This window comes from Streptomyces sp. PH10-H1 (genome assembly GCF_030063355.1).
Classification (GTDB): Bacteria; Actinomycetota; Actinomycetes; order Streptomycetales; family Streptomycetaceae; genus Actinacidiphila.
Map to the genome: position 1 here is coordinate 1 of NZ_JASISZ010000063.1, position 22,287 is coordinate 22,287.

Annotated in this window: 17 protein-coding genes and 5 pseudogenes; 14 read left to right on the plus strand and 8 right to left on the minus strand. The window is 68.2% G+C overall.

All coding sequences use genetic code 11. The annotated features are described in order from the left end of the window. Window positions 1-119 precede the first annotated feature (119 nt). Window positions 120-1,112: pseudogene (locus tag QMK24_RS30170) on the minus strand (IS256 family transposase); the annotation flags it as partial. 73 nt (window positions 1,113-1,185) lie between these two features. After that, entirely contained in the window at window positions 1,186-2,094 is a 909-nt protein-coding gene (locus tag QMK24_RS30175; protein WP_283470001.1) for an aldo/keto reductase, read from the minus strand. A 69-nt stretch (window positions 2,095-2,163) separates the two neighbouring features. On the opposite strand from QMK24_RS30175, the gene QMK24_RS30180 reads away from it, so the two are divergent. Continuing rightward, window positions 2,164-3,153 carry an ArsR/SmtB family transcription factor gene (locus QMK24_RS30180; RefSeq protein WP_283470047.1) on the plus strand — a complete coding sequence of 330 codons (990 nt, stop codon included), beginning with the start codon at window positions 2,164-2,166 and terminating at the stop codon, window positions 3,151-3,153. Window positions 3,154-3,592: 439 nt separating this feature from the next. Here the strand turns inward: QMK24_RS30180 and QMK24_RS30185 are convergent, their stop codons facing one another. Continuing rightward, window positions 3,593-4,027 carry a nucleoside deaminase gene (locus tag QMK24_RS30185; protein ID WP_283470002.1) on the minus strand — a complete coding sequence of 145 codons (435 nt, stop codon included), beginning with the start codon at window positions 4,025-4,027 and terminating at the stop codon, window positions 3,593-3,595. Next, on the minus strand, window positions 4,024-4,842 hold the full coding sequence (locus tag QMK24_RS30190) for an LLM class flavin-dependent oxidoreductase (RefSeq protein ID WP_283470003.1): 819 nt from the start codon (window positions 4,840-4,842) through the stop codon (window positions 4,024-4,026). The genes QMK24_RS30185 and QMK24_RS30190 overlap by 4 nt, the downstream gene beginning before the upstream one ends. Before the next feature lie 93 nt (window positions 4,843-4,935). On the opposite strand from QMK24_RS30190, the gene QMK24_RS30195 reads away from it, so the two are divergent. From QMK24_RS30195 to QMK24_RS30215, 5 genes and pseudogenes are all read left to right on the plus strand, one after another. Then, complete coding sequence (locus QMK24_RS30195; protein ID WP_283470004.1) at window positions 4,936-5,382, plus strand: Lrp/AsnC family transcriptional regulator; 447 nt, start codon at window positions 4,936-4,938, stop codon at window positions 5,380-5,382. Between the two features lie 354 nt (window positions 5,383-5,736). Beyond that, a pseudogene (locus tag QMK24_RS30200) lies at window positions 5,737-5,924 on the plus strand (VOC family protein); the annotation flags it as partial. A gap of 137 nt (window positions 5,925-6,061) precedes the next feature. Next, a complete protein-coding gene (locus QMK24_RS30205) occupies window positions 6,062-6,418 on the plus strand; it encodes a VOC family protein (protein WP_283470005.1) in 357 nt (118 codons plus the stop codon). Window positions 6,419-6,423: 5 nt separating this feature from the next. Continuing rightward, window positions 6,424-6,576 (plus strand): annotated as a pseudogene (locus tag QMK24_RS30210) (pyridoxamine 5'-phosphate oxidase family protein); the annotation flags it as partial. Between the two features lie 159 nt (window positions 6,577-6,735). Further along, window positions 6,736-9,120, plus strand: a complete 2,385-nt coding sequence (locus tag QMK24_RS30215; protein WP_283470006.1) for an ATP-binding cassette domain-containing protein — start codon at window positions 6,736-6,738, stop codon at window positions 9,118-9,120. A gap of 145 nt (window positions 9,121-9,265) precedes the next feature. Here the strand turns inward: QMK24_RS30215 and QMK24_RS30220 are convergent, their stop codons facing one another. Together QMK24_RS30220 and QMK24_RS30225 are read right to left on the minus strand one after the other, a co-directional pair. Further along, the gene (locus QMK24_RS30220) at window positions 9,266-9,580 is read right to left on the minus strand and encodes a transposase (protein WP_283470048.1); all 315 of its coding nucleotides are present in this window, start codon (window positions 9,578-9,580) and stop codon (window positions 9,266-9,268) included. A 204-nt stretch (window positions 9,581-9,784) separates the two neighbouring features. Then, window positions 9,785-9,904, minus strand: a pseudogene (locus QMK24_RS30225) (CBS domain-containing protein); the annotation flags it as partial. Window positions 9,905-10,181: 277 nt separating this feature from the next. Here QMK24_RS30225 and QMK24_RS30230 point away from each other — a divergent pair. Further along, a complete protein-coding gene (locus QMK24_RS30230; protein WP_283470007.1) occupies window positions 10,182-10,829 on the plus strand; it encodes a hypothetical protein in 648 nt (215 codons plus the stop codon). A gap of 227 nt (window positions 10,830-11,056) precedes the next feature. On the opposite strand, the gene QMK24_RS30235 is transcribed toward QMK24_RS30230, so the two are convergent. Beyond that, on the minus strand, window positions 11,057-12,169 hold the full coding sequence (locus tag QMK24_RS30235; protein ID WP_283470008.1) for a PucR family transcriptional regulator: 1,113 nt from the start codon (window positions 12,167-12,169) through the stop codon (window positions 11,057-11,059). A 578-nt stretch (window positions 12,170-12,747) separates the two neighbouring features. Between QMK24_RS30235 and QMK24_RS30240 the strand changes: the two genes are divergently transcribed. The 5 genes from QMK24_RS30240 (at window position 12,748) to QMK24_RS30260 (ending at window position 18,367) form a co-directional block, all read left to right on the plus strand. Continuing rightward, the gene (locus QMK24_RS30240) at window positions 12,748-14,004 is read left to right on the plus strand and encodes a YncE family protein (RefSeq protein ID WP_502962674.1); all 1,257 of its coding nucleotides are present in this window, start codon (window positions 12,748-12,750) and stop codon (window positions 14,002-14,004) included. A gap of 703 nt (window positions 14,005-14,707) precedes the next feature. Continuing rightward, complete coding sequence (locus QMK24_RS30245; RefSeq protein WP_283470009.1) at window positions 14,708-15,289, plus strand: hypothetical protein; 582 nt, start codon at window positions 14,708-14,710, stop codon at window positions 15,287-15,289. A 205-nt stretch (window positions 15,290-15,494) separates the two neighbouring features. Continuing rightward, the gene (locus QMK24_RS41565) at window positions 15,495-15,692 is read left to right on the plus strand and encodes a response regulator transcription factor (RefSeq protein WP_349307937.1); all 198 of its coding nucleotides are present in this window, start codon (window positions 15,495-15,497) and stop codon (window positions 15,690-15,692) included. 72 nt (window positions 15,693-15,764) lie between these two features. Next, complete coding sequence (locus tag QMK24_RS30255) at window positions 15,765-16,877, plus strand: FAD-dependent oxidoreductase (protein WP_283470010.1); 1,113 nt, start codon at window positions 15,765-15,767, stop codon at window positions 16,875-16,877. Between the two features lie 203 nt (window positions 16,878-17,080). Then, window positions 17,081-18,367, plus strand: coding sequence for a serine hydrolase domain-containing protein (locus QMK24_RS30260; protein WP_283470011.1), 1,287 nt, complete (start codon window positions 17,081-17,083; stop codon window positions 18,365-18,367). Between the two features lie 201 nt (window positions 18,368-18,568). On the opposite strand, the gene QMK24_RS30265 is transcribed toward QMK24_RS30260, so the two are convergent. Then, on the minus strand, window positions 18,569-18,979 hold the full coding sequence (locus QMK24_RS30265; protein ID WP_283470012.1) for a Fur family transcriptional regulator: 411 nt from the start codon (window positions 18,977-18,979) through the stop codon (window positions 18,569-18,571). A 216-nt stretch (window positions 18,980-19,195) separates the two neighbouring features. Between QMK24_RS30265 and QMK24_RS30270 the strand changes: the two are divergent. Both QMK24_RS30270 and katG read left to right on the plus strand, forming a co-directional pair. Further along, window positions 19,196-19,540: pseudogene (locus QMK24_RS30270) on the plus strand (Fur family transcriptional regulator). A gap of 33 nt (window positions 19,541-19,573) precedes the next feature. After that, window positions 19,574-21,805: a catalase/peroxidase HPI gene (gene katG / locus QMK24_RS30275; RefSeq protein ID WP_283470013.1), complete on the plus strand. Its 2,232-nt coding sequence runs from the start codon at window positions 19,574-19,576 to the stop codon at window positions 21,803-21,805. Window positions 21,806-22,287: the final 482 nt, after the last annotated feature.

The window sequence follows — 22,287 nt, forward strand, 5'->3', positions numbered from 1 at the left end:
CTGGTGCATCACCTGGAACCCCCAGACCGAGGACTACTGGCACAACCGCGTCGCCACGTCCTCCCACCTCAAGCGCACAAACCCCAACTACGAAACAGGACAGGCAGTATGAACCCGACTTCCCACAGCCGCACGACCGCCGGGTACTTCTTGCCCCAGGTTTCACTGAACTCCATGAAGCGTTCCAGGGCTGCGTCCTCGGTGGGTGCGGTGTAGACGGGCTTGAGCGCCTTCGCGATCTTGTCCCAGTCCTGGCGCGCCGCATATCGGAAGCTGTTGCGCAGCAGGTGAACCACACAGGTTTGGACGATTGTTGCAGGCCAGACCGTGTTCACCGCGTCGGGCAGTCCGGTCAGGCCGTCGCAGACCAGCATCAGCACGTCGTCCGCGCCGCGGTTCTTGATCTCGGTGAGGACCTGCAGCCAGTACTTCGCGCCCTCGCCGCCGTCGCCGACCCACAGGCCGAGGATGTCGCGGTGGCCCTCGGCGGTTACCGCCAGGGCCATATAGACGGGCCGGTTGGCGACCTGCCCGTCCCTGACCTTCACGTTCACGCAGTCGATGAAGACGACCGGGTAGACGCGGTCCAGCGGCCGGTTCTGCCATTCGGCCATGCCGGCCATCACACTGTCGGTGATCGTGGAGATCGTGCTCTTGGAGACCTCGGTGCCGTAGACCTCGGCCAGGTGCGCGGAGATCTCCCCGTGCGTGAGGCCCTTCGCGGACAGCGACAGGACCATCTCGTCCACCCCGCCCAGCCTCCGCTGGCGCTTCTTGACCAGCTGCGGCTCGAACGTGCCTGCCCGATCTCGCGGGACCGCGATCTGAACGGGCCCGGCCTCGGTGGTCACCGTCTTGGACCGGTGGCCGTTGCGGTAGTTCTCCCGCCCGCCCTCGGCCCGCTCGCCGGGCTCGTGCCCCAGATGGCCGGTGAGCTCGCCCTCCAGCGCCGACTCCAGCACCCGCCGGGTCAGCTCGGCCAGCAGCCCGCCCTCCCCGGTCAGCTTCACCCCGTCGGCCTGGGCCCGGGCCACCAGCTCGGCAACCAGACCGTCATCCACAGCATCCACGGCGGCCTCCCCGGCCTCGATGTCACTCATCACGTCAGCCATCAACTGTCGCTTCCAGCTCGGGAGTTACACCGTTAACCGTACAGACCCCGACCAAGTAGTCGGATGCTTTCGCTCATGCTCCGCTCTGGTGGAGGGAGTCCAGGATGGCCAGTTCGTCCTCGGAGAGGCGCAGCGCGCCAGCGGCCACGTTGGCGGCCAGGTGATCCGGGTTGCCGGTACCGGGGATGGCCAGCACGTGCGCCCCGCGGTGCAGTGTCCACGCGATCTGGACCTGCGCCGCGCTCGCCCTGTGCGCGCGCGCGACGGCAAGCACCTCGTCACTGTCGGCGCCGCTCGCGCCCGCTTCGCGCCCGGAGCCGGCGATCGAATAGAACGGCACGAACGCAACACCCCGCTCACCGCAGGTACGCAGGAGCTCCTGCTGCTCGGGCCGGGTACCGAGGCCGTACATGTTCTGGACGCAGACCACCGGCGCGATGGCCTGAGCCTCGGAAAGGTGTTTGGGGCACACGTTGGCGAGGCCCAGGTGGCGGATGAGTCCCGCGTCGCGCAGGTCGGCCAGGGCGCCGAAGCGTTCGGCGATCGAATCGGTGCCGACGATGCGCAGGTTCACCACGTCGAGATGATCACGGCCGAGTTGGCGCAGGTTCTCCTCCACCTGGCCGCGCAGCTGCTGGGGAGTGGCATGGGGCAGCCACTCGCCCGACGGATCCCGGCCCGGCCCGACCTTGGTGGTGATGACGAGATCATCCGGGTAGGGGGCCAGTGCCTGGTTGATCAGCTCGTTGGCGGAGCGCAGCGCCGAGAAATAGTACGCGGCGGTGTCGATGTGGTTCACCCCGAGCTCAACCGCGCGGCGCAGCACACTGATCGCCCGGCCGCGATCGCTCGGGACGGCATCGGCCGCGAACGCCTCGCCGTTCTGTGTCAGGCGCATCGCGCCGAACCCGATCCGGTTGACCACCAAGTCGCCAAGTGTCCAGGTGCCTGATGCTGCTGCGGTGATCGTCTTCGAGGTCATGGCGGAATGATCTCCACCCGGTAGGCTGGGCGCCATTGATTAAGGCACGCCTGAATCCTTGAGGTGGTCATTCTGGCGGAGCTGGTGTTTTCGGCGGCCGATCTGGCGCAGATGCGGTTTGCCGTCTCGCCGATGTGGGAGGTCGCGCCCAGCTTCCGGCTGTTGACATCCGGTTCTGCGCATCCGGTGCACCGGTCGTGGGTCGAGCAGGTGCGGCCACGGATGGCGGCCGCAGGGCTGGACCGGGGCTGGCTGGCCGAGCTGATCCCACCCTCGGGTTACGTCCCCGACTTCCTCAACCCGGCGCCCTCCGGGCCGGGGCCCACGCTGGCGGTGGAGCTGGCCGGGATTCTGTCCGCTCCCGTGGACCGGGTACGCCGGGATCTCGACCACCTGAGGCGCCATCAGGGGCGTCTCGGCCGCCGGCTGCGGTCCCTGTACGCCGAGCCGCAGGCCCGCCTGGTCCAGGTCGCGGAGGAGATCGAGGCGTACTGGGAGCTGGCGCTCGCCCCCTACTGGGCGCGGATCCGGGCGGTGCTCGACGCCGATGTCTTCTACCGGGCCCGGCAGGTCGCGGAGCATGGCGCGGGCCACCTCTTCAACGATCTGCACACCTCGGTGAGCTGGGACGACAACGCGCTGCAACTGGTCCGCCGAAAGCAACCCCTGTCCAGGATGACGGCGGGCGCAGGGCTGCTGCTTGTTCCCTCGGCTTTCACCGGACCGGGCTTGCGCACCCGGGTGACGCCGCCGGACCCGCCGCAGCTCGCCTATCCAGCGCGCGGCGTCGGCTCCCTGTGGGAAGCCCGGCCCACCACCAGGACCGACGCCATCGCCGGCGTACTCGGCCGCTCGCGGACCCTGCTGCTGACCGAACTGGAGACTCCGGCCTCCACCACCGAACTGGCTCACCGCACCGGCATCTCCGCACCCGGGGTCTCCCAGCATCTGACCGCGCTGCGCGCCGCAGGCCTGGTCAGCGCCCACCGAGCCGGCCGCTCCGTGCTCTACGCCCGCACCTCCGTTGCCGACTCCGTCCTCGCCGCCGTCTCCCCATAGGATTCAGCCGGTTGCGGCCGCTTGAGCTCGGGATGTGGCTGTAGAGGGTGCCGACGGAGACGCCAAGGATCTTGGCGATGGTGGTCACGCTGTTGGTCCGGGTTGGGCAGCATCTCGCGGGCGGCGCCGACGTGGTCCTCGTTGACGACGGTGGGGCGCCCGCCCGTACGGCCGCGGGCTCTGGCGGCGGCCAGGCCCTCGTGGGTGCGGCGCCGAAGCCGTCCTCAAACTCAGGGCCCTGATCAGCAACGGCGACTTCGTCACCTACTTCGCCCGGCACCTCAAGCAGGAACACCAGCGCACCCACCAGGCCAGCTACCAGGACAAGCACAGCCTCCCAGCCTGAATCCAAGCTGACTCACTCCGGCCAGATTGCCCGGGGGAGCCGGCCCTGGCGGCGGCGTGGTCGCGTGTGCGGTGTGGGCGCGCGCTGACGGAGTTATGGCCGGTAGTAGTCGTCGATGGGGGCGCGCGCCTCGTCGAACAGGGCCGGGCCGTCCTGCGCTACCGTCGGCCAGGCGCCTGACTTCGGGTTGAGTTCGATGAGTTGCTCGGTGGAGAGCGCATAGACGACACGGCCGAGTCCGGAGCGGACGATGCCGCCGGCGCACATGGCGCATGGCTGGCAGCTGGTGTACATGGTGGTGCGTGCGGCCGTGTGGTGATCGAGTTCGCGGGCCGCCCAACGGGCCAGTTTCAGTTCCGGGTGGGCGCTGATGTCATTGTCGCGCCGCACCGTGTTGTGGGCTTCGGCGAGGATCGCGCCGTCCGGGCCGGCCAGCAGGGAGCCGTACGGCGCATCGCCCAGGGTGGTGGCGCGGGCCGCGATGCCGATCGCGCGCCGCAGGAGATCCTCGTCGGCAGTGGTGATCACGATGGTGCCTTCCAGTGTGTGGCCACGGTGGTGAGCGCCTGCCAGGCCGCTTGGGGCCGGCGGATGTCCTCCGGATCTCCGTGGTAGGTGTCGAGTAGGACGGTGTCGGCGCCGAGCCGGTGAAGCTGGTCGAGATCGTCGAGGATCTGCTCGATGGTGCCGGTGCCGGCGAGCCGCTCGGGGTCGTTGATCGGTGTGGTGGTCAGTCGCAGGGCGATGCGCGGCGCGAACGCCGGCAGCGAGTGGTTCGTCAGGGCCGAGCGCAGCCACGGAAGGGTGACCCGCAGTGGGTGCCAGGCGTCACCGAACCTGATGGCGCGTCGGATCGCCGCCTCGCTGTTGCCGCCGACCCAGATGGGTACCGAGGTGGCGTGGTCGCCGGCCTCCGCGCGCCAGGCTTTCCGCAGGGTGACCAGGTGCTCGTCGGTGAGCCTGCCGCGCGCGGTGAACGGCACGCCGAGCGCGTCGAACTCCTGGCGTGCCCAGCCGACGCCCACCCCGAGCACGAGCCGGCCGCCGCTGAGCTGGTTGAGGTTGGCGGCCATGCGTGCCACCAGCAGCGGATGCCGGTAGGGCAGGACGAGCACCGTCGTACCCAGCCGCAGCCTGGTGGTGATGCCGGCCAGCCAGGACAGTGTGGTGAACGGCTCGTAGAACGGCGCCGGGTACCGCTCGGCCACGTCCGGGGTGACGGCCACGTGATCCGACACCATGAGGAGATCGAAGCCGAGCCCCTCCACGATCCGCGCCCACTCGCGCAGCACGCCAGGATCGGTTCCAGGCCCGAAGTTCGGTACGTTGACGCCAAGATGCATGATCGTAGGCTATCCCGGCGATCAAGGAATGTGGAAGCATCTTCTCCCGGCCATCTACGTATCTTCTCGTTAATTTGCCGGTAGGATCGCGATATGGCAGTGAATCTTGACGACGTCGACTGGGCGATCATCGACCAGTTTCAACAGGAGGCGCGCATCTCCCTCAGCGAGTTGGGGCGGCGCGTCAGCCTCAGCTCGTCGGCGACCACGGAACGGGTGCGGCAACTGGAGGCGATGGGCGTCATCACCGGCTACCACGCCGTGGTCGACCTGGCCAAGGTCGGCTACCCCGTGCTGGCCATCGTCCGGTTGAAGTACCCAGGCAACCACCACCAACCGTTGCGCCGGCTGCTCGCCGAGCGACGGGAGATCCTGGAGTGCCTGCGCACCACCGGCGACGACTGTTACACCCTGAAGATGGCCGCGACCTCCATGGAGCATCTGGAGACACTCATGGACGAGCTGGCCGGCTTCGGCAGCACGACCACCAGCGTCGTCTACAGCCAGACGCTGCCTTATCGCGGACCCAGCCGACCCTGACCAACAGCTGACCAGCCGCCGCATTCCCGCACGTCGGTGGTGGAGCGCAGTCGCGCTCTGGGTGCACCTTCCTCATCAGGCCCCCCAGGTCGCTTCCGCCGCTACGTTCCGGGCTTTCGGTGCACGGTGAGGGATCCCCCACCGGGTGGGTGCGTCGAGCGAGGTCAGGGAGGCGGCATTGCCGCCCAGAGCTGCCTCACAGCGGATCACTTCGTCGGTTCGGAAGCGATCCGCGATCAGGTTCGAGCACCGAGCCGAGGGCCTGGCTCGGCCGCCCTGCGGCGTGGAGGGCCGGCCGAAAGTGAGCAGTTTTGGAGAAGCGCCGGTCACCGAGCCGCACATAGCATGACCGTCATGGACATCACGATTCACCAGACCTTCCTCCCGCACGACGACCCGGACGCCTCCCTGGCCTTCTAGCGCGACACCACCGGCTTCGAGGTCCGCAACGAGGTCGCATACGACGGGATGCGCTGGATCATGGTGGCCCCGCCGACCAGCCCGGCACGTCGATCGTCCTGGAGCCGCCGGCCGCCGACCCCGTGGGGTGCAGATCCGCCGGCCGCCGACCTCGTGGGGTGCAGACTTTTGGTGCCGACTGCCGATTTTGCGCCTCGCCGTTCGTGTTGACACGACCGTACACACCGGGTCGATGTGACCCACGCCTCCAGGAGTGACCATGACCGGCTCTTCCACCCAGGGAATCAAGACCGTACTGCATCCCGTGTCCGACCTGGCGACGGCCAAGGCGGTGTACGCCGCCCTGCTCGGCGTACCGCCGCAGACCGACGAGTCCTACTACGTCGGCTTCGAGGCCGCGGGCCAGCACATCGGCCTGGTACCAGGCGGTGGACCGCAGGGCATGACCTCACCGGTGACCTACTGGCACGTGCCGGACCTCGAGGCGAAGCTGGCCGAGGTGACCGCCGCCGGTGCCACTGTGAAGGAGCCCGCGCACGACGTCGGTGGCGGCCGCCTGGTGGCCACCGTCACCGACCCCGATGGCAATGTCCTCGGGCTGCTTCAGGACCGATGACTGCCGACCCCGCTCCCGCGCGCACCGGCTTCGATCCGCGTGCGCCGACCACGCCGTACCGCTGGTTCCGTATCTCGCCGCGCCGTATCCAGGCTTGGCGCGAGGTGAACGAGATGCCCGACCGCGAGCTGATGCGCGACGGCCGCTGGTTGGTCTGACGCCTCGGCCGGGCGCGCCGCGTGGCCAGGGCCCAGAGGCTCCACGGGCCGACGCGAAGGAGAACCGGACGTACTGCTCGAAGCTGGTCGGATCGAGTCAGGCGACGCCGACGGAGACCGCGAAGGCGGCCCCGCCCAACAGATGGAGACACGAAGAGCATGACCACGAGGACGAAGACGCAGTCTCCTGTGCTGCACGTTGCCGACAGCCACGATCTGATCCGCGTGCACGGCGCGCGCGTGAACAACCTCAAGGACGTCAGCGTCGAGCTCCCGAAGCGCCGGCTGACGGTGTTCACCGGCGTCTCCGGCTCGGGCAAGAGCTCTCTGGTGTTCGGCACGATCGCCGCGGATTCGCAGCGGATGATCAACGAGACCTACAGCGCCTTCGTGCAGGGCTTCATGCCGACGCTGGCGCGGCCCGAAGTCGACGTACTCGACGGGCTGACGACCGCGATCATCGTCGGCCAGGAGCGGATGGGTGGCGACGCCCGCTCCACGGTCGGCACCGCCACCGACGCCAACGCGATGCTGCGCATCCTCTTCAGCCGACTCGGGAAGCCGCACATCGGCTCGCCCAAAGCGTTCTCCTTCAACGTCGCCTCGATCAGTGGAGCGGGTGCGGTCACCCTGGAGCGCGCCGGACGGACCGTGAAGGAGCGTCGCGCCTTCAGCATCACCGGCGGCATGTGTCCGCGCTGCGAGGGCCGGGGCTCGGTCACCGACTTCGACCTGTCTGCGCTGTACGACGACAGCAAGTCGCTCAACGAGGGTGCGCTCACGATCCCCGGCTACAGCAGCGACGGCTGGTTCGGCCGCATCTTCAGCGGCTGCGGCTTCTTCGACCCGGACAAGCCGATCCGCAAGTTCACCAAGAAGGAGCTCCACGACCTCCTCCACAAGGAGCCGACCAAGATCAAGGTCGACAACATCAACCTGACGTACGAGGGCCTGATCCCGAAGATCCAGAAGTCGATGCTGTCCAAGGACGTCGACTCACTGCAGCCGCACGTGCGCGCCTTCGTGGAGCGGGCGGTGACGTTCACCGCCTGCCCCGAGTGCGGTGGCACCCGGCTCAGCGAGGCGGCTCGGTCGTCGAAGATCAAGAAGATCAACATCGCCGACGCCTGCGCGATGCAGATCAGCGACCTCGCCGGGTGGGTGCGCGGTCTGGACGAACCATCTGTTGCGCCGCTGCTTGCGTCGTTGGGGGAGACCCTCGACTCGTTCGTCGAGATCGGGCTCGGCTACCTCAGCCTCGACCGCCCGTCGGGCACGCTCTCGGGCGGCGAGGCGCAGCGGACCAAGATGATCCGCCACCTCGGCTCCTCGCTCACCGACGTCACCTACGTCTTCGACGAGCCGACGATCGGGCTGCACCCCCACGACATCCAGCGGATGAACGAGCTGCTGCTGCGGCTGCGCGACAAGGGCAACACCGTGCTGGTCGTGGAGCACAAGCCGGAGGCGATCGCGATCGCCGACCACGTTGTCGACCTCGGCCCGCGCGCCGGCACCGAGGGCGGCGAGGTGATGTTCGAGGGCACCGTCGAGGGGCTGCGGGCCAGTGGCACGATCACCGGGCGGCACCTGGACGACCGCGCCTCCCTGAAGCCATCGGTGCGGACGCCGTCGGGGGCGCTGAAGGTGCGCGGCGCCGGCACCAACAATCTGCAGGACGTCGACGTCGACATCCCGCTCGGCGTGCTGGTCGCCATCACCGGGGTGGCGGGCTCGGGCAAGAGCTCACTGATCCACGGCTCGGTGTCCGGGCAGGACGGGGTGGTGTCGGTTGGCCAGGCCGCGATCCGCGGCTCGCGACGGAGCAACCCGGCGACGTACACCGGACTGCTCGACCCGATCCGCAAGGCGTTCGCGAAGGCCAACGGCGTGAAGCCGGCGCTGTTCAGCGCCAACTCGGAGGGCGCCTGCCCCAACTGCAACGGCGCCGGCGTCATCTACACCGACCTGGCGATGATGGCCGGCGTCGCCACCACCTGCGAGGAGTGCGAGGGGAAGCGGTTCGAGGCATCGGTGCTGGACCACCACCTCGGCGGCCGCGACATCAGCGAGGTGCTCGCGATGTCGGTGACCGCGGCCGAGGAGTTCTTCGGCGCCGGCGACGCGCGCACGCCGACCGCGCACAAGGTCCTGCAGCGGCTGGCCGACGTCGGGCTCGGCTACCTCAGCCTCGGCCAGCCGCTCACCACGCTGTCCGGCGGCGAGCGGCAGCGGCTCAAGCTGGCCACACACATGGGCGAGAAGGGCGGCGTCTACGTCCTCGACGAGCCGACCGCCGGTCTCCACCTCGCCGACGTCGAGCAGCTACTCGGCCTGCTCGACCGGCTCGTCGACTCCGGCAAGTCGGTCATCGTCATCGAGCATCACCAGGCGGTCATGGCGCACGCCGACTGGATCATCGACCTCGGCCCCGGCGCCGGCCACGACGGCGGCCGGATCGTCTTCGAGGGCACACCCGCCGACCTCGTCGCCGCCCGCCCCACCCTCACCGGCGAGCACCTCGCGGCCTACGTCGGCACCTGACCGAGGCCCTCGCGGACAGCGTGAGACGAGTTCTCTCATCTGCTTCGACTCGTCCCACTCGGCTGGCAGGGACGGGAGTTGACGAGGCGGGAGTAGCCGGGCAGGGAACGGCCCGTATCGCGGCTGAACGAGCGTTGACGGCTCTTCAAAGTTGAGCGGAGCGGACTTGTCCGCGGGCTCGGCGGGTGGTGACGCAGCGTGTGCGCAGGCGCTGGTTGGCGGGGTTGCGGAACCCGTGGGCGGCTCGGACGACGAGCTTGATGACGCGGTTGATGCCCTCGCTCTCGGCGTTGCTGTGGCCGGTGGCGATGAACGCTTCGATCTCGGGCCACCAGCGGTCCACGGCGGCGGCGAGTTGCCGGACTTCGAGGATGTCGGAGTCCGCACACCAGGTCAGGAACTTCCAGCGCAGGTGGCCGGCGCGGTCTCGGTCTGCACTGGTGCGGGCGGTCGCGAGCAGGTCCCGCCGCCGCTTTCGCGATCCAGGCGGTCAGGAGCGTCATCCCGATCGGGCACGCGTCGATGAGTGCGTTCCACATGGGGTGAACTGCCTGTCGGTGAGGTCTTCGCGGTTGCGCAGGAGTCGGCGTCTGGCCAGCCAGGCCAGCACGGCGGATGGGGGCCGGGCTTCAGCAGCTTGAATGAAGCACGGCCGTATATCTGCCTCTGGGTCGGGCAGGACTCGGGCGATGTCGGCCAGAGCGACGATGCCGATCAGGCGGTGGCCGTCGATGACCGGCAGCCGGCGGACCTTGTGCGCGGCCATGGTCCGCAGGATGTGGTCTCAGCTCGGCGGTAGCGTGGGGCCATGGCGCAGAGGAGGTACAGCGCGGCGGATCTCCAGGTGGTGGGCATCGACGAGCAGCTGCGCGAGGGGCCTGGGATGTACCGGTGGGTGCGTAGAGCTGCGCGCCCTGGGACGGCTGCCGCGCGGCGGCCCTCGCCTCGCGGTCGGGCGGGGCGACAGGGACCGGCCAGGGCAACCCTAGGGTTGCCCCTACCGGAACGTCGGGGGTCATCCCGATGGTGCTGGCAACTCGTGACCTTGCAACATAAGCGACATGACGAAGGAACAGCCGATCAAGCAGCGCACCAACCGGCGTCGCGGCCTGCGGGCCGCAGCAGCCTGCGCGGTCATCACGATCAGCACCCTGACCGCCGTTCTTCCCGCAGAGGCGGCCGCGGCACCCGCGCCGGCCGCCTACCCGGCCCAGCTGAGCCTGGCCGCCCCGACTGGCAGGTACCAGGTCGGCGAGGTGGCGAAGGCGGGGCAGAGCTTCAAGATCGGGGAGCCGGCGCAGATACCGTTCAGCTCCGGCAGCACCCAGGGCACGATCGCTCTCACCGTCACTTCGATCGAACAGGGCCAGGCCGCCGACCTGAACTCATTCCATCTCGGCGACCAGGTGAAGGGAAAGGTGCCCTACTACATCCACTACTCGGTCAGGAACAGCGGTTCCACCGATCTGTCCTTCGCCTCGGTGGGACACCTCAAGGGGCTGCTCGCGGATGGCAGCGAAGCCCAGGACCTCCTGACCATCGGTCAGTTCGAAAGGTGTCCGAACGCCATCCTGCCCAGGGGCTTCACCAACGGCCATACGCAATCCGGCTGCGCGGTCGCCTTGGCACCGTCGGCCTCGGCTGAGGTCACCTCGGCCGAGTACTGGGCCGCTCCCTTCACCCTGGGCAAGGGCATCACCTGGAAGTAGGAACATCTCCTGGAGAGGCAGCCACCCGCTCTCAGCTCTGCCCGCCCGGCGAGCGCAGGACGAAGAGGTCCCCGGATCCTCCGCCTGAAGGCTTGGGGCTGTGCGGCGAGCGGGTACTCGATGGTGTCTCCTGCCGCGTGGGCGGGTACCCGCTGAACCCCTGGCACCGGGGCGAGTCGTACTCGGACAACCGGCCACAGCCCACGGGGGCAAATGGTGATTGCAGGTCAGCGCCGCTCGAGCCAGGTCCGCAGCGCCCACCACCAGTGCAGCGTGTCCATGACGGCAGTCCGGCTCTCCACGGTGACGACCTCCAGCGAGCTTCCGACCATCTCCTCGAAGCGGGTGAGCCGGTAGCGGATGGTGTTCGGGTGGACGTGCAGGGCTGTCGCAGTACGGTCGAACCGCTGCCCGTGATCGAGATAGGCGAGCACGGTGGCCGCGAGTTGCCGGTGGAAGTTCTCCGACGGGTCGAGTGCGCCGAGGAGGGTCCGGCTCAGCAAGTCCGCCATGGCGGGCTGGGCGGCGAGTGCGCTCTGCCCGGCAAGGTCGGTGACGTGGTGCAGACCGCGCAACCCCAACTCATCCGCGGTGCCAAGAGCGTTCAAACTCAGTGCGTACAGGGGGCGGATCCGGTGCAATGGGGCCTGGGGCGCGACCACCACCAGCGCCTGGGCGTCGAGAAGTCCGGACGTGGGGAGCCGGGTGGCGATCCCGGTCAGCTTGCCGTCGACCAGGCCGAATATGCCGGGGGTGGTGGCGAGCTGCCGCTCCAGTGCTCGGGCTCGCAGTGGGTCGGTTACGTCCGACAGCACACAGTGGTACTGCCCCTTCGCTAGCAGCCCGGTCTCGGCCAGTTCGTCGGCTGACAGAGTGCAGGCGTCGCTGAGCAGCAGCCGGCGCAGCAATTGCGTGCGGGCGTCGCGGGCCGTGCGTGCCAGTTCCAACTCGGCGTCGTGATAGCCGGTGATGACGTGTCGTTCCAGTGCACCGGTGTAGCGGTCCGACTCCAGCAGGACCTCCAGCATGACCTCTGCCGGCACGCCCGCCGCGCGGGCACGCTCCATGGCGATCTGCACCGCGCGGATCCGGCCCGCCTGGACGCCGCGCAGCAGGGCGGTGAGCGGCACGCCCTGCGCGGCCCGGTCGGCACCCAGCAGGGCGGCCGCCTCGAAGTCCGGTTCGCTCGGTTCTCCCGGCCGTACGAATGCTGCCAGCCCGGCAGCGAGCATCACCTCGACGTGCCGCCGGTTCTCCGCGGGCGGAAGCTTGGCCACCTCCACGGAGTCGGCACGCGCCGCCGCGACGACCTCCTCGACCACGGCAGGGTCGAGAGCCATGGCCTGGAATACCGCGGTGAGGGCCCCGCGACCCGGTTCAGCCACCACGCTCTACAGCCTCCGCCCGGTATCCAGGGACGCTTGGGGACCATCCACAACCAAGTGTCATGTCATTGGCGACCGGTGCCTATCGGTGGTGAGAGCCCCGTTGGTTTCCTTTGGACTACCGGAAAGTAACACCAGTGTGCCGCGACGGGGAGGCCGTCCCTCTCGCAGCGCCGGCCCCCCACCTGGAACCCCCGTCTCGTCAAAGGTGTGCATCCGTGAAGAGCTCCAGGCATAGCGCCCCCCTGGCGACGGTGGCTGTCGTCATCATGACAGTCACGGCGCCCGGATCCGCCACAGCCCGCAGTGAACTTCCGGTCGCTCACCACTCGTTCGACGCCTTCACGGCATCGATGGCCGACTCGTCGGAGCGCGTGCACCCCCTGATCGGGCTGTCCCCGGACAACCACGAACGACCATGTACGGCGTCTCCCAGGTTGCGAGCTACCTGCCATGACGGTTGAGCGTCCCACCATGCCGGTGCCGCCCGGCCAGTGCGGCGGCAGCCCCCACCAATGCCACCCGGAGTTTCCATGACCGTATTCAAGCGCCCGAGGACCTCTCTCGTGCTGCTCGCCGCAACCCTGGCCCTCGCCGGCATGTGCACCGCCCCGGCCGGCGCCGGCACCAGTCCCTCGGATCCCCTCAAGGAGGTGCTGTTCGTCGGCAACAACTGGGACGGCACCGCCGATGTGGTCCGCTCCACCGGCACATTCGCGAAGATCGGGCACCTCAATGTGATCCCCGACAAGAACCTGCGGCTCGCCGAGATCTACCTGAACCCGGTGCGGCTCGCCGTCTACCTCGCCATCCAGCAGGGCCCCGGTGAGGGCCACGATCAGTACGTCGACGACATGTACACAACGCCGGACGGAAAGGCCGTGGTGGTCTCCCGCCCCAGCTTCGGAGACGTGGTCTCGCTCGACCTTGCCACAGGGAGGGTCAACTGGCGCTACGAGGTGGCCGGCTACCGCGCCGATCACATGGCGCTCTCCCCCGACGGCCGGCGCGTCGTGGTCTCCGCTTCCCTGGCGAACTCGGCCTACGTGATCGACATTCAGACGGGTCGGCAGCTCGGCTCGTTCCAGACCGGCGACAAGCCGCACGAAAATGTCTTCACGGATGACGGAAAGTACCTCTGGAACATGTCGATCGGCGAGGTCCAGACCGGCCTCGACGACCCGTTGTGGGACTGGACCAAGGGCGACCGGCACATCACCGTCGTCGACGGCGCCACGTACAAGCCGATCCGGACCATCGACATGCGGGCCCGCCTCAACGCGTTCGGCCGCTCGGACCTCTCCAATTCCGTCCGGCCGGTGGCGTTCTCCCCGGACTGGTCGAAGCTGTACTTCCAGGTGTCGTTCTTCAACGGCTTCGTCGAATACTCCGTCGCCACAGACAAGATCACCCGGGTCAAGACGCTGCCGGAGAACCCGGCCACCAATCCGGACCGAACCACCTGGCCCAACGACTCCCGTGACCACGGCCTGTCGATGAGTCCCGACGGATCCAAGCTGTGCGTCGCCGGCACCGTGGACGACTACGCGACGGTCATCGACCGGACCACGCTGCAGGAGGGCCCGATCATCCCGGCGTCGAAACCGTACTGGGCCACGGTCAGCGGCGACGGGAAGTACTGCATCATCTCCGAGAGCGGAGCGAACCAGATAACCGCGATCGACTTCGCCACCGGCCAGAAGGTCCTCTCCGTCCCCGTCGGCTACCATCCCCAGCGCGTCCGCCTCGGCCACGTCGCCACCGACTGGACCGGCCCGGCCGCCGGCTGACAGTGCACGTCCCGCGGCGCCGAGGCCGTAGCTCACGGCTGTGCAGTTTCTCGACCATCATGCTGGCCGCCTCGGCGTCAATGCGGGGAGGGAGGGAGGTGCAGGCGCACTGCACCCCACCGCATCCTGCCGTCTCCGGCCAGGACAGTGCGGAGGAAGTGCCAGGAGCGGCCCGTAGTCCTTCATCGGACGCGGGCCGCTGTTGTGCGTTCGGAGACGGATTCCTCAACTCACCGATTTGCCTTGCACACTTGTGCTCGCCTGCGCCGCTCCGCCCGCCGCATCGCCACCGGTATCCGCGGTGCCCAGACAGCCGGTTGGGACGTCTCACTGTTCATGACATCGTCCGCCCTTCGATGGGAGGACCCGCCGGGCTCGGGAAGCTGCGCAGGCTGACCAGCCACCCGGTGCGGTACCCGTTTCGACGGCGCGGCAGTCGTTGAAGGGGATGACGGATCCGCGATGTTCACCGCCCCGTAAGCCAATGCGGCTGTCTTGGTTTCGTTCGACTCAGGTCGGTCCAGTCGCATCGGCACCCCACGCTGACTGACCCAACCGCCTATCTCGATGACCGTGAGTCTCCTGGGTGACAGGATGAGCCCCGTTGTGGATGATGATCTCAAGTTCCTGGATCAGCCTTCATACGACGACTATCGAAGTGAGGGGTCAAGCAATGCCACGCGCCCGAGCCTCTATACACGCGATGACAACGAGCCTGGCTGCAGCAGGCGTTCTGCTCATGAGTGCCTGTGGTCAGCAGACCGCAGGCACCACTACCTCGCCATCCACACCCGCTCGGACCGTCTCCTCACCCAGCGGCACGCCTCTCGCCAGCCAGCCGTCGAGTGACAGCTCCGGGCCGGCCAACCAGCAGAGATTGGATGTGGCGGCGAACGAGATCGATCGACTGAGTGCCTCATACGCCGACACCTACACCGGGCTCGTGGTCGACAGCCCAGGGGACCGTGTCATCGTCTACCGCACGAAAGACCCGTCCTTTGATGCCGCGATCACTCGCCTCCATAGCGGTGTGCGAACAGAACTACGCGACGCGCCACAGTCCAAGAAGGCGATGCAGGTCACCCGAAGCGCCCTCGAAACGCTGATGGGACACACCAAGGGCTACAAGATCTGGTCAGTTGGCGCCGGAAGTGAAAACAGCTATGCCAAGGGCGTAGTGGAGGTTGGCGTCACCGGCAATCTTGAACAGGCGAAACACGAACTGGGCGCCAAATTCGGCGATCACGTCGACGTCCGGGCCGAAGAGCCACCCTCAGCGGGATGACACGCCCATCCCCCGCGCACGCACCCCGCACGGCACCCGTGACGGCCCCCTACGTCATGGCAGCAGCATCCGGGGCCGTCGATCACCCGCCGCCTGGTGGAACGTCGCGTCCAGCGCCCCCGGGCCCGCTCCAGACTCCATAGCCCCCGCCGCCCACCGCGACCTGGCCGCACTGACGCCACGCGAACGCGAGGTGCTGACGCTCATGGGCCGGGGCCCGTCCGATACCGAACTGGCGCAGGAACTGACGCTCAGCGAGGCGACGGTCAAGACCCATGTGGCACGGATCTTCGCCAAACCGACCCTGCGCGACCGGGCCCAGGCCGTCGTCCTCGCCTACGGGACCCGACTCGACTCACCCGGCGAATCCGCGCCATCCGCCGGACCGGCCGGTAGCCCGTGACCCCACGCGGGGCTCCGGTGTCGTCAACGACCGACCCGTCGAAGACCGGGTCAGAGCGTTCTTCTCAACGCAGTGAGTCCCATCAGGAGAAGCCTGAACCAGGCATCTGGTGTGGAAGTATGTGCGATCAAGGCGGGGCTGCCGGAAGTGACGCGTTACGCCGCGATGGACGGCGGACATGGTGGGCTCGCTGAACTTTCCTGTATCGAGATCGAGACATTGGGGGGTGCTGCGGTGATGTCCAGACGCGTCAACGTCGTGGGAGCAGGGATCGTCGGTCTGAGCATCGCGCACGATCTGGCCCTGCGCGGCAATGCCGTCACAGTGATCGCTGATCGAAGCGCAGGAGAGAGCGTGTCGGGCGTCGCGGCCGCGGTGTGGTTTCCGTACCGGAGCGGTGCGTCACCGTCGCTCATGGCCTGGCTGCTTGGAGCCCGGAAGCGTTTCGAGCAGCTTGCTACCGATTGTGCCGCTGGTGTCGATCTCCGAGAGGGCATCGTGGTCGAGCGACACATGGGGGCGGATCGCTCGTGGACCGAAGTTGTCCCGCACCACCAAGAAGCGACTGCGGACGAACTGCCCTCCGAGGCAGTGGCGGGTGTGCGGGCTACCGTGCCCGTCATATCTATGCCGCACTACCTTCCTTGGCTGGAGAAGCGCTGCGCGAGCCTCGGGGTGAGGTTCGTCGATCGCACGGTCGCCTCCGTCGATGACGTCGCTGGCGATGCCGACCTCGTTGTCGTCGCCGCGGGGATGGGCTCCGGGGTCCTGCTCAATGACGACTCGATGTTTCCCGTCCAGGGGCAGATCGTCCGTCTTGCCAACCCAGGAATCACCGAGTGGATCACCGACGTCGACAACCCCGCAGGCCTCACATATATCGTTCCCCGTCGTGAAGACATCGTCTGTGGCGGGGTGGCGCAGGTGGGTTCATGGGTCACCGAACCCGTGGCCGAGGTGGAGCAGGCGATCCTGCGCCGCGTGGTTTCCCTGATGCCCGCGCTCGCCGGGCTGCCCATCCTCTCGCGCGCCACTGGTCTCCGCCCGGCTCGCGACACCATTCGCCTGGAACACGTCGATGGCTACCCTGTCCCCGTGATCGCCTGCTACGGCCATGGGGGTGCAGGTGTCACTCTGTCGTGGGGGTGCGCCGAAGCCGTTGCCGATCTCGCCGATCAGACCTGAACGCACGCGGCTTGTGCGAGCTGGTCCGATGTGGTGGCCGGCGGTGCGGCACGACGGGCCGGCTTGCGACGGCGCGGCGGACATGAGAGCGCGTGCTCGCTCGCCCCGGCCGCCCGGAAGGGACCGTAGCGGAAGTAGACCGGAGCATCAGGCGTCGCAGGCGTCACCGGCCGCGTCTTTTTCCCCAGATGAACAGGAGCGTCATGGTGCAAGGCAAGTTCGTTCACCGCGCGGCGATGGGCGCGGTGGTGCTGGCTCTCGTCGTCACCCCGGTCCCGGCCTTCGCGGCTCAGTCCGCGACCCGAGCCGTGGAGGGGATCGCTACTCGGCAGGCGCCCAGCGACGGGCTGCAGAAGCCGGATCTCGATGCCCTGCATCAGATCTTCGCGCAGGTGATGGCCGGAGGCGCGCCAGGGGTGATGACCCGTATCGACAGCGGGAACACCGTCTACCGGGAGACCGCCGGGGTGGCCGACCGCTCCACCGGGCAGGCCATGGACACCGATGCGCGCTTCCGTGTCGGCAGCATTACCAAGTCCTTCTCGACGGTGGTGCTGTTGCAGCTCGTCGGTGAGGGAAAGGTTTCCCTGGACGCGCCGGTCAACCAGTACCTGCCCGGTCTGCTGCCCGACTCGACGATCACGGTGCGGCACCTGCTGACCCACCGCAGTGGCCTGTGGGACTACACGAACGACATGTTCGCCAGCACCGTCCCCGGGTTCGAGGCGGTCCGGAACAAGGTGTTCACGTACCAGGAGCTGGTGAAGCTCTCGCTCGCCCACCCGATGACCGCCAAGCCGGGCGCCGCCTACCAGTACTCCAACACCAACTTCGTGGTCGTCGGCGCACTGATCGAGAAGATAACCGGTCACCCCGTGGGCACCGAGTACCAGCGGCGCATCATCGGTCCTCTGCACCTGAACGACACCGTCTACGTACACCCCCGCGCCACCATCCCGGGTCGTCACATCAAGGGCTACCTGACCCCCGACCAGGCGGGCGCTCCGCTGGTCGACTCCACTGACCAGACGGTCTCGTGGGCCCAGTCCGCCGGTGCGATGGTCTCGAACTCCCATGACCTCAACCGCTTCTTCTCCTCCCTGCTGAGCGGCCGTCTGCTCAGCGCGAGCATGCTCACCGAGATGCTCAAGATGACCCCCAGCGACACCACCGGAACCCGCTTCTACGGACTCGGCCTGCGCCAGCGCAACCTGTCCTGCGGCATCTCGGTCTACGGCCACACCGGCACCGTCCAGGGCTTCTACTCGTACGCCTTCACCACCCGCGACGGCCGCCGCAGCGTCAGCTCGATGGCCAACACCTCCAACAACGGCAATGTGAACACCATCCTCGGCAACACCCTCGAAGCAGCCTTCTGCGGCAAGACCCCCACCCCGAAGGCCCCAGCCCCGTCCTCGAAGCAGTCTGCGGTGACCACGCCGTCAGCCCCGTTCTACGAGGACATCGCCCCGAACATCGCCCGCCACTGAGCACTTCCCGGCGCGGTGGCCGTGCGACCCGGCCAGGGTCGCGGCCACCGCGCCGGGGGGCCGCACGACTGCTCAGCGACATCGGCGCCCGGGCGCGGGGATTGGTCGAGCGTCCCGCGAACGCAGGGATGCGCCGAGACGGGAGTGCTGCGCGCTTCGAGACGACGCACCCGTCACCAGGCGGCTGTGCCCCTCCTGCGCCTAGGCGCAGGAGGGGCACAGCCCGCGGTAGGTGACCTCGACTTCGGCCACCGTGAAGCCGAAGCGCTCCTCCGCCGGGAGGTCGGCCAGTGGATTGCCGGTCGGGTGGACATCGCGGATGGTGCCGCAGTTGGAGCACACCAGGTGCTGGTGCGGGTGGTGTGCGTTGGGGTCGTAGCGCTTGGCGCGGCCGTCGGTGGAGACCTCTATGACCTCACCGAGGGTAACCATCTCGCCCAGGGTGTTGTAGACGGTCGCCCGGGAGATCTCGGGCAGCCGCTGTGCCGCGCGGGCGTGCACCTCGTCGGCCGTGAGATGCACGTGGTCGCCATCGAGGACCTCCGCAACGACACGCCGCTGGGAGGTCATCCGCCAGCCACGCCCGCGCAGTCGTTCCAGCAGGTCACTCATATCGGTTCACCTATTCAGGTTCGGTGGGATACCCGAAGTTTACCCATGGAAGTCCGGGTTCCGATTCGATAGGGGTTTGGCGCGCTTCTTGACTTGGAATCTGTCCATTGTAGGATCGGTTCCGGCGATAGCCAAGGGACAGGAAGACTCCAGTACGGCAGGAGACAGAAACGTGACAGGACCACCGCCGAGGTGCTGCGCGGTGCCGGCCTGGGGGTGACGGCTACCCGCGTCGCGCTGTTCGAGACCGTCCGGGACGGTGACCACCTCGGCGTCGAGGCGATCCCCCGGGGCACGCGATCGCGTGGGCCGCATCTCCCTCAAGTCGGGTGTCAGGCCCTCCACGCGCTCACCGCCGCGGGACTCGTATGCCGCATCGAACCGGCCGGCAGCCCGGCCCGGTTCGAGGGACGCGTCGCGTCGCTGATGTCGACTGCGCGATCGGCGAGGCTACCTGTCTGACTGTGTATGACGTACGACGACCACGGCTTCTCGATCGACGAGGCCGAGGTCATCTACTGGGGCCTTTGCCCCGACTGTTCCACCGACCGCAGTTCCTGAGCCACGTGATCCGCCTGGTCCGGAAGGATTTCCATGTCTGAGAACCATGATGCAATCGTCGTAGACGCGAAGACGGAGGGCGGAGGTGGCTGCCCGGTCGCGCACGGGCGCGCCCCGCACCCGACGCAGGGCGGCGGAAACCGCCAGTGGTGGCCGGAGCGGCTCAACCTGAAGATCCTCGCCAAGAACCCCGCCGTGGCCAACCCCCTCGGCGAGGAGTTCGACTACGCCGAGGCGTTCAAGACCCTCGACCTCCCGGCCGTGAAGCGGGACATCGCGGAGGTGCTGACGACCTCGCAGGACTGGTGGCCGGCCGACTTCGGCAACTACGGCCCACTCATGATCCGGATGGCGTGGCACAGCGCGGGCACCTACCGGATCAGCGACGGCCGCGGCGGCGCCGGGGCCGGGCAGCAGCGCTTCGCCCCCCTCAACAGCTGGCCGGACAACGTAAGCCTCGACAAGGCCCGCCGCCTGCTGTGGCCGGTCAAGAAGAAGTACGGCCAGGCGCTCTCGTGGGCCGACCTCATGATCCTCACCGGCAACGTCGCTCTGGAATCGATGGGCTTCGAGACCTTCGGCTTCGGCGGCGGTCGTGCGGACGTGTGGGAGCCCGACGAGGACGTCTACTGGGGTCCCGAAACCACCTGGCTCGACGACGAGCGCTACACCGGCGACCGGGAGCTGGAGAACCCCCTCGGCGCGGTCCAGATGGGCCTCATCTACGTCAACCCGGAGGGCCCCAACGGCAACCCTGACCCGCTGGCCGCGGCCCGCGACATCCGTGAGACGTTCCGCCGGATGGCGATGAACGACGAGGAGACGGTCGCCCTGATCGCGGGCGGCCACACCTTCGGCAAGACCCACGGCGCGGGCCCGGCGGAGAGCGTCGGCGACGACCCCGAGGCTGCCCCGCTGGAGCAGCAGGGCCTCGGCTGGAAGAACTCCTTCGGCACCGGCAAGGGCGGGGACGCGATCACCAGCGGCCTCGAGGGCATCTGGACGAACACCCCGGTGACCTGGGACAACAGCTTCTTCGAGATCCTGTTCGGCAACGAGTGGGAGCTGTTCCAGAGCCCCGCCGGTGCGAACCAGTGGAGGCCCAAGGACGGCGCCGGGGCGGGCACCGTCCCCGACGCCCACGACCCGTCGAAGAGCCACGCCCCGACGATGCTGACGACCGACCTCTCGCTCCGCATCGACCCGGCGTACGAGCAGATCTCGCGACGCTTCCTCGAGAACCCCGAGGAGCTCGCGGACGCCTTCGCACGCGCGTGGTTCAAGCTGACCCACCGCGACATGGGACCGGTCGTGCGCTACCTCGGCCCGGAGGTCCCGGCCGAGACGCTGCTGTGGCAGGACCCCCTCCCCGCAGTGACGCACGAGCTCATCGACGCCGAGGACATCGCCCTCCTCAAGGGCCAGATCCTCGCCTCGGACCTGTCGGTGTCCCAGATCGTGTCCACCGCGTGGGCGTCGGCCTCGTCCTTCCGTGGCAGCGACAAGCGCGGCGGTGCCAACGGTGCGCGCATCCGCCTCCAGCCGCAGAGCGGGTGGGAGGTCAACGAGCCCGATCAGCTGGCGACGGTGCTGCGCGCTCTGAAGGGGATCCAGGGGGCCTTCAACGCCGCCCGGACAGGCGGCAAGCAGGTCTCGCTCGCCGACCTGATCGTGCTCGCCGGTGGTGCGGGCGTCGAGCAGGCCGCCAAGGACGCCGGCTTCGATGTCAAGGTCTCCTTCACGCCGGGCCGCGTGGACGCGTCGCAGGAGCAGACCGACGTGGAGTCGTTCGCGGCGCTCGAGCCGACCGCCGACGGGTTCCGCAACTACCTCGGGAAGGGCAACCGGCTGCCGGCCGAGTACCTGCTGATCGACCGGGCGAACCTGCTGACCCTGAGCGCCCCCGAGTTGACGGTCCTCGTCGGTGGCCTCCGCGTCCTGGGTGCGAACTACCAGCAGTCGTCGATCGGCGTCTTCACCACGTCCCCCGGGTCTTTGACCAACGACTTCTTCGTCAACCTGCTCGACCTGGGCACGACGTGGAAGGCTACGTCCGAGGACGCGAACACGTTCGAGGGTCGCGACGCCACTACGGGCGAGGTCAAGTGGACGGGCAGCCGTGCCGACCTCGTCTTCGGGTCGAACTCCGAACTGCGCGCGGTCGCGGAGGTCTATGCGGGCGATGACGCGAAGGAGAAGTTCGTGAATGACTTCGTCGCGGCGTGGGACAAGGTGATGAACCTCGACCGGTTCGACCTCGTCTGATCATGACGTCCTCAGTCCGAAGGGCTCTCTCGGTGCGATAGGCCGTCGGTCGGGCCGGCCGAAGGTTCATGTGCGAGCGGACGCATCGCCCGTCGCGGCACAGACTCCACCCGACGGAGTGCTGTCGGTCCAGACGCGGGTGCGCATGCCTCAAGACCTCGGATACCCGATCGACGACGCATAGCAGGAGATCGAAAGGATCCAGGCCCGCGGCCGCACCCGGGGCGAGGAGCGCTTCGGTCGGCGATCTCCAGCTCAGGCCACTGCCGCGGCGACGACACGGTGACGCCGAGCTATCGCCTCTGCGCCACGGCCTCGGTGCGAGCCGTCGGAGCCCGTACCGCGGCAGTGTCGGATCACGCCGCGCGCCCTGAGACGGTGGCGCCTGTGTGGAACGGATCCCGCCGTGGTGCATCGATCGGCTGCGGTCGCGTGCCGCCTGCGGCAGTCGTAGCGTCGAAGTATGTCTTCGCACCGCGCAC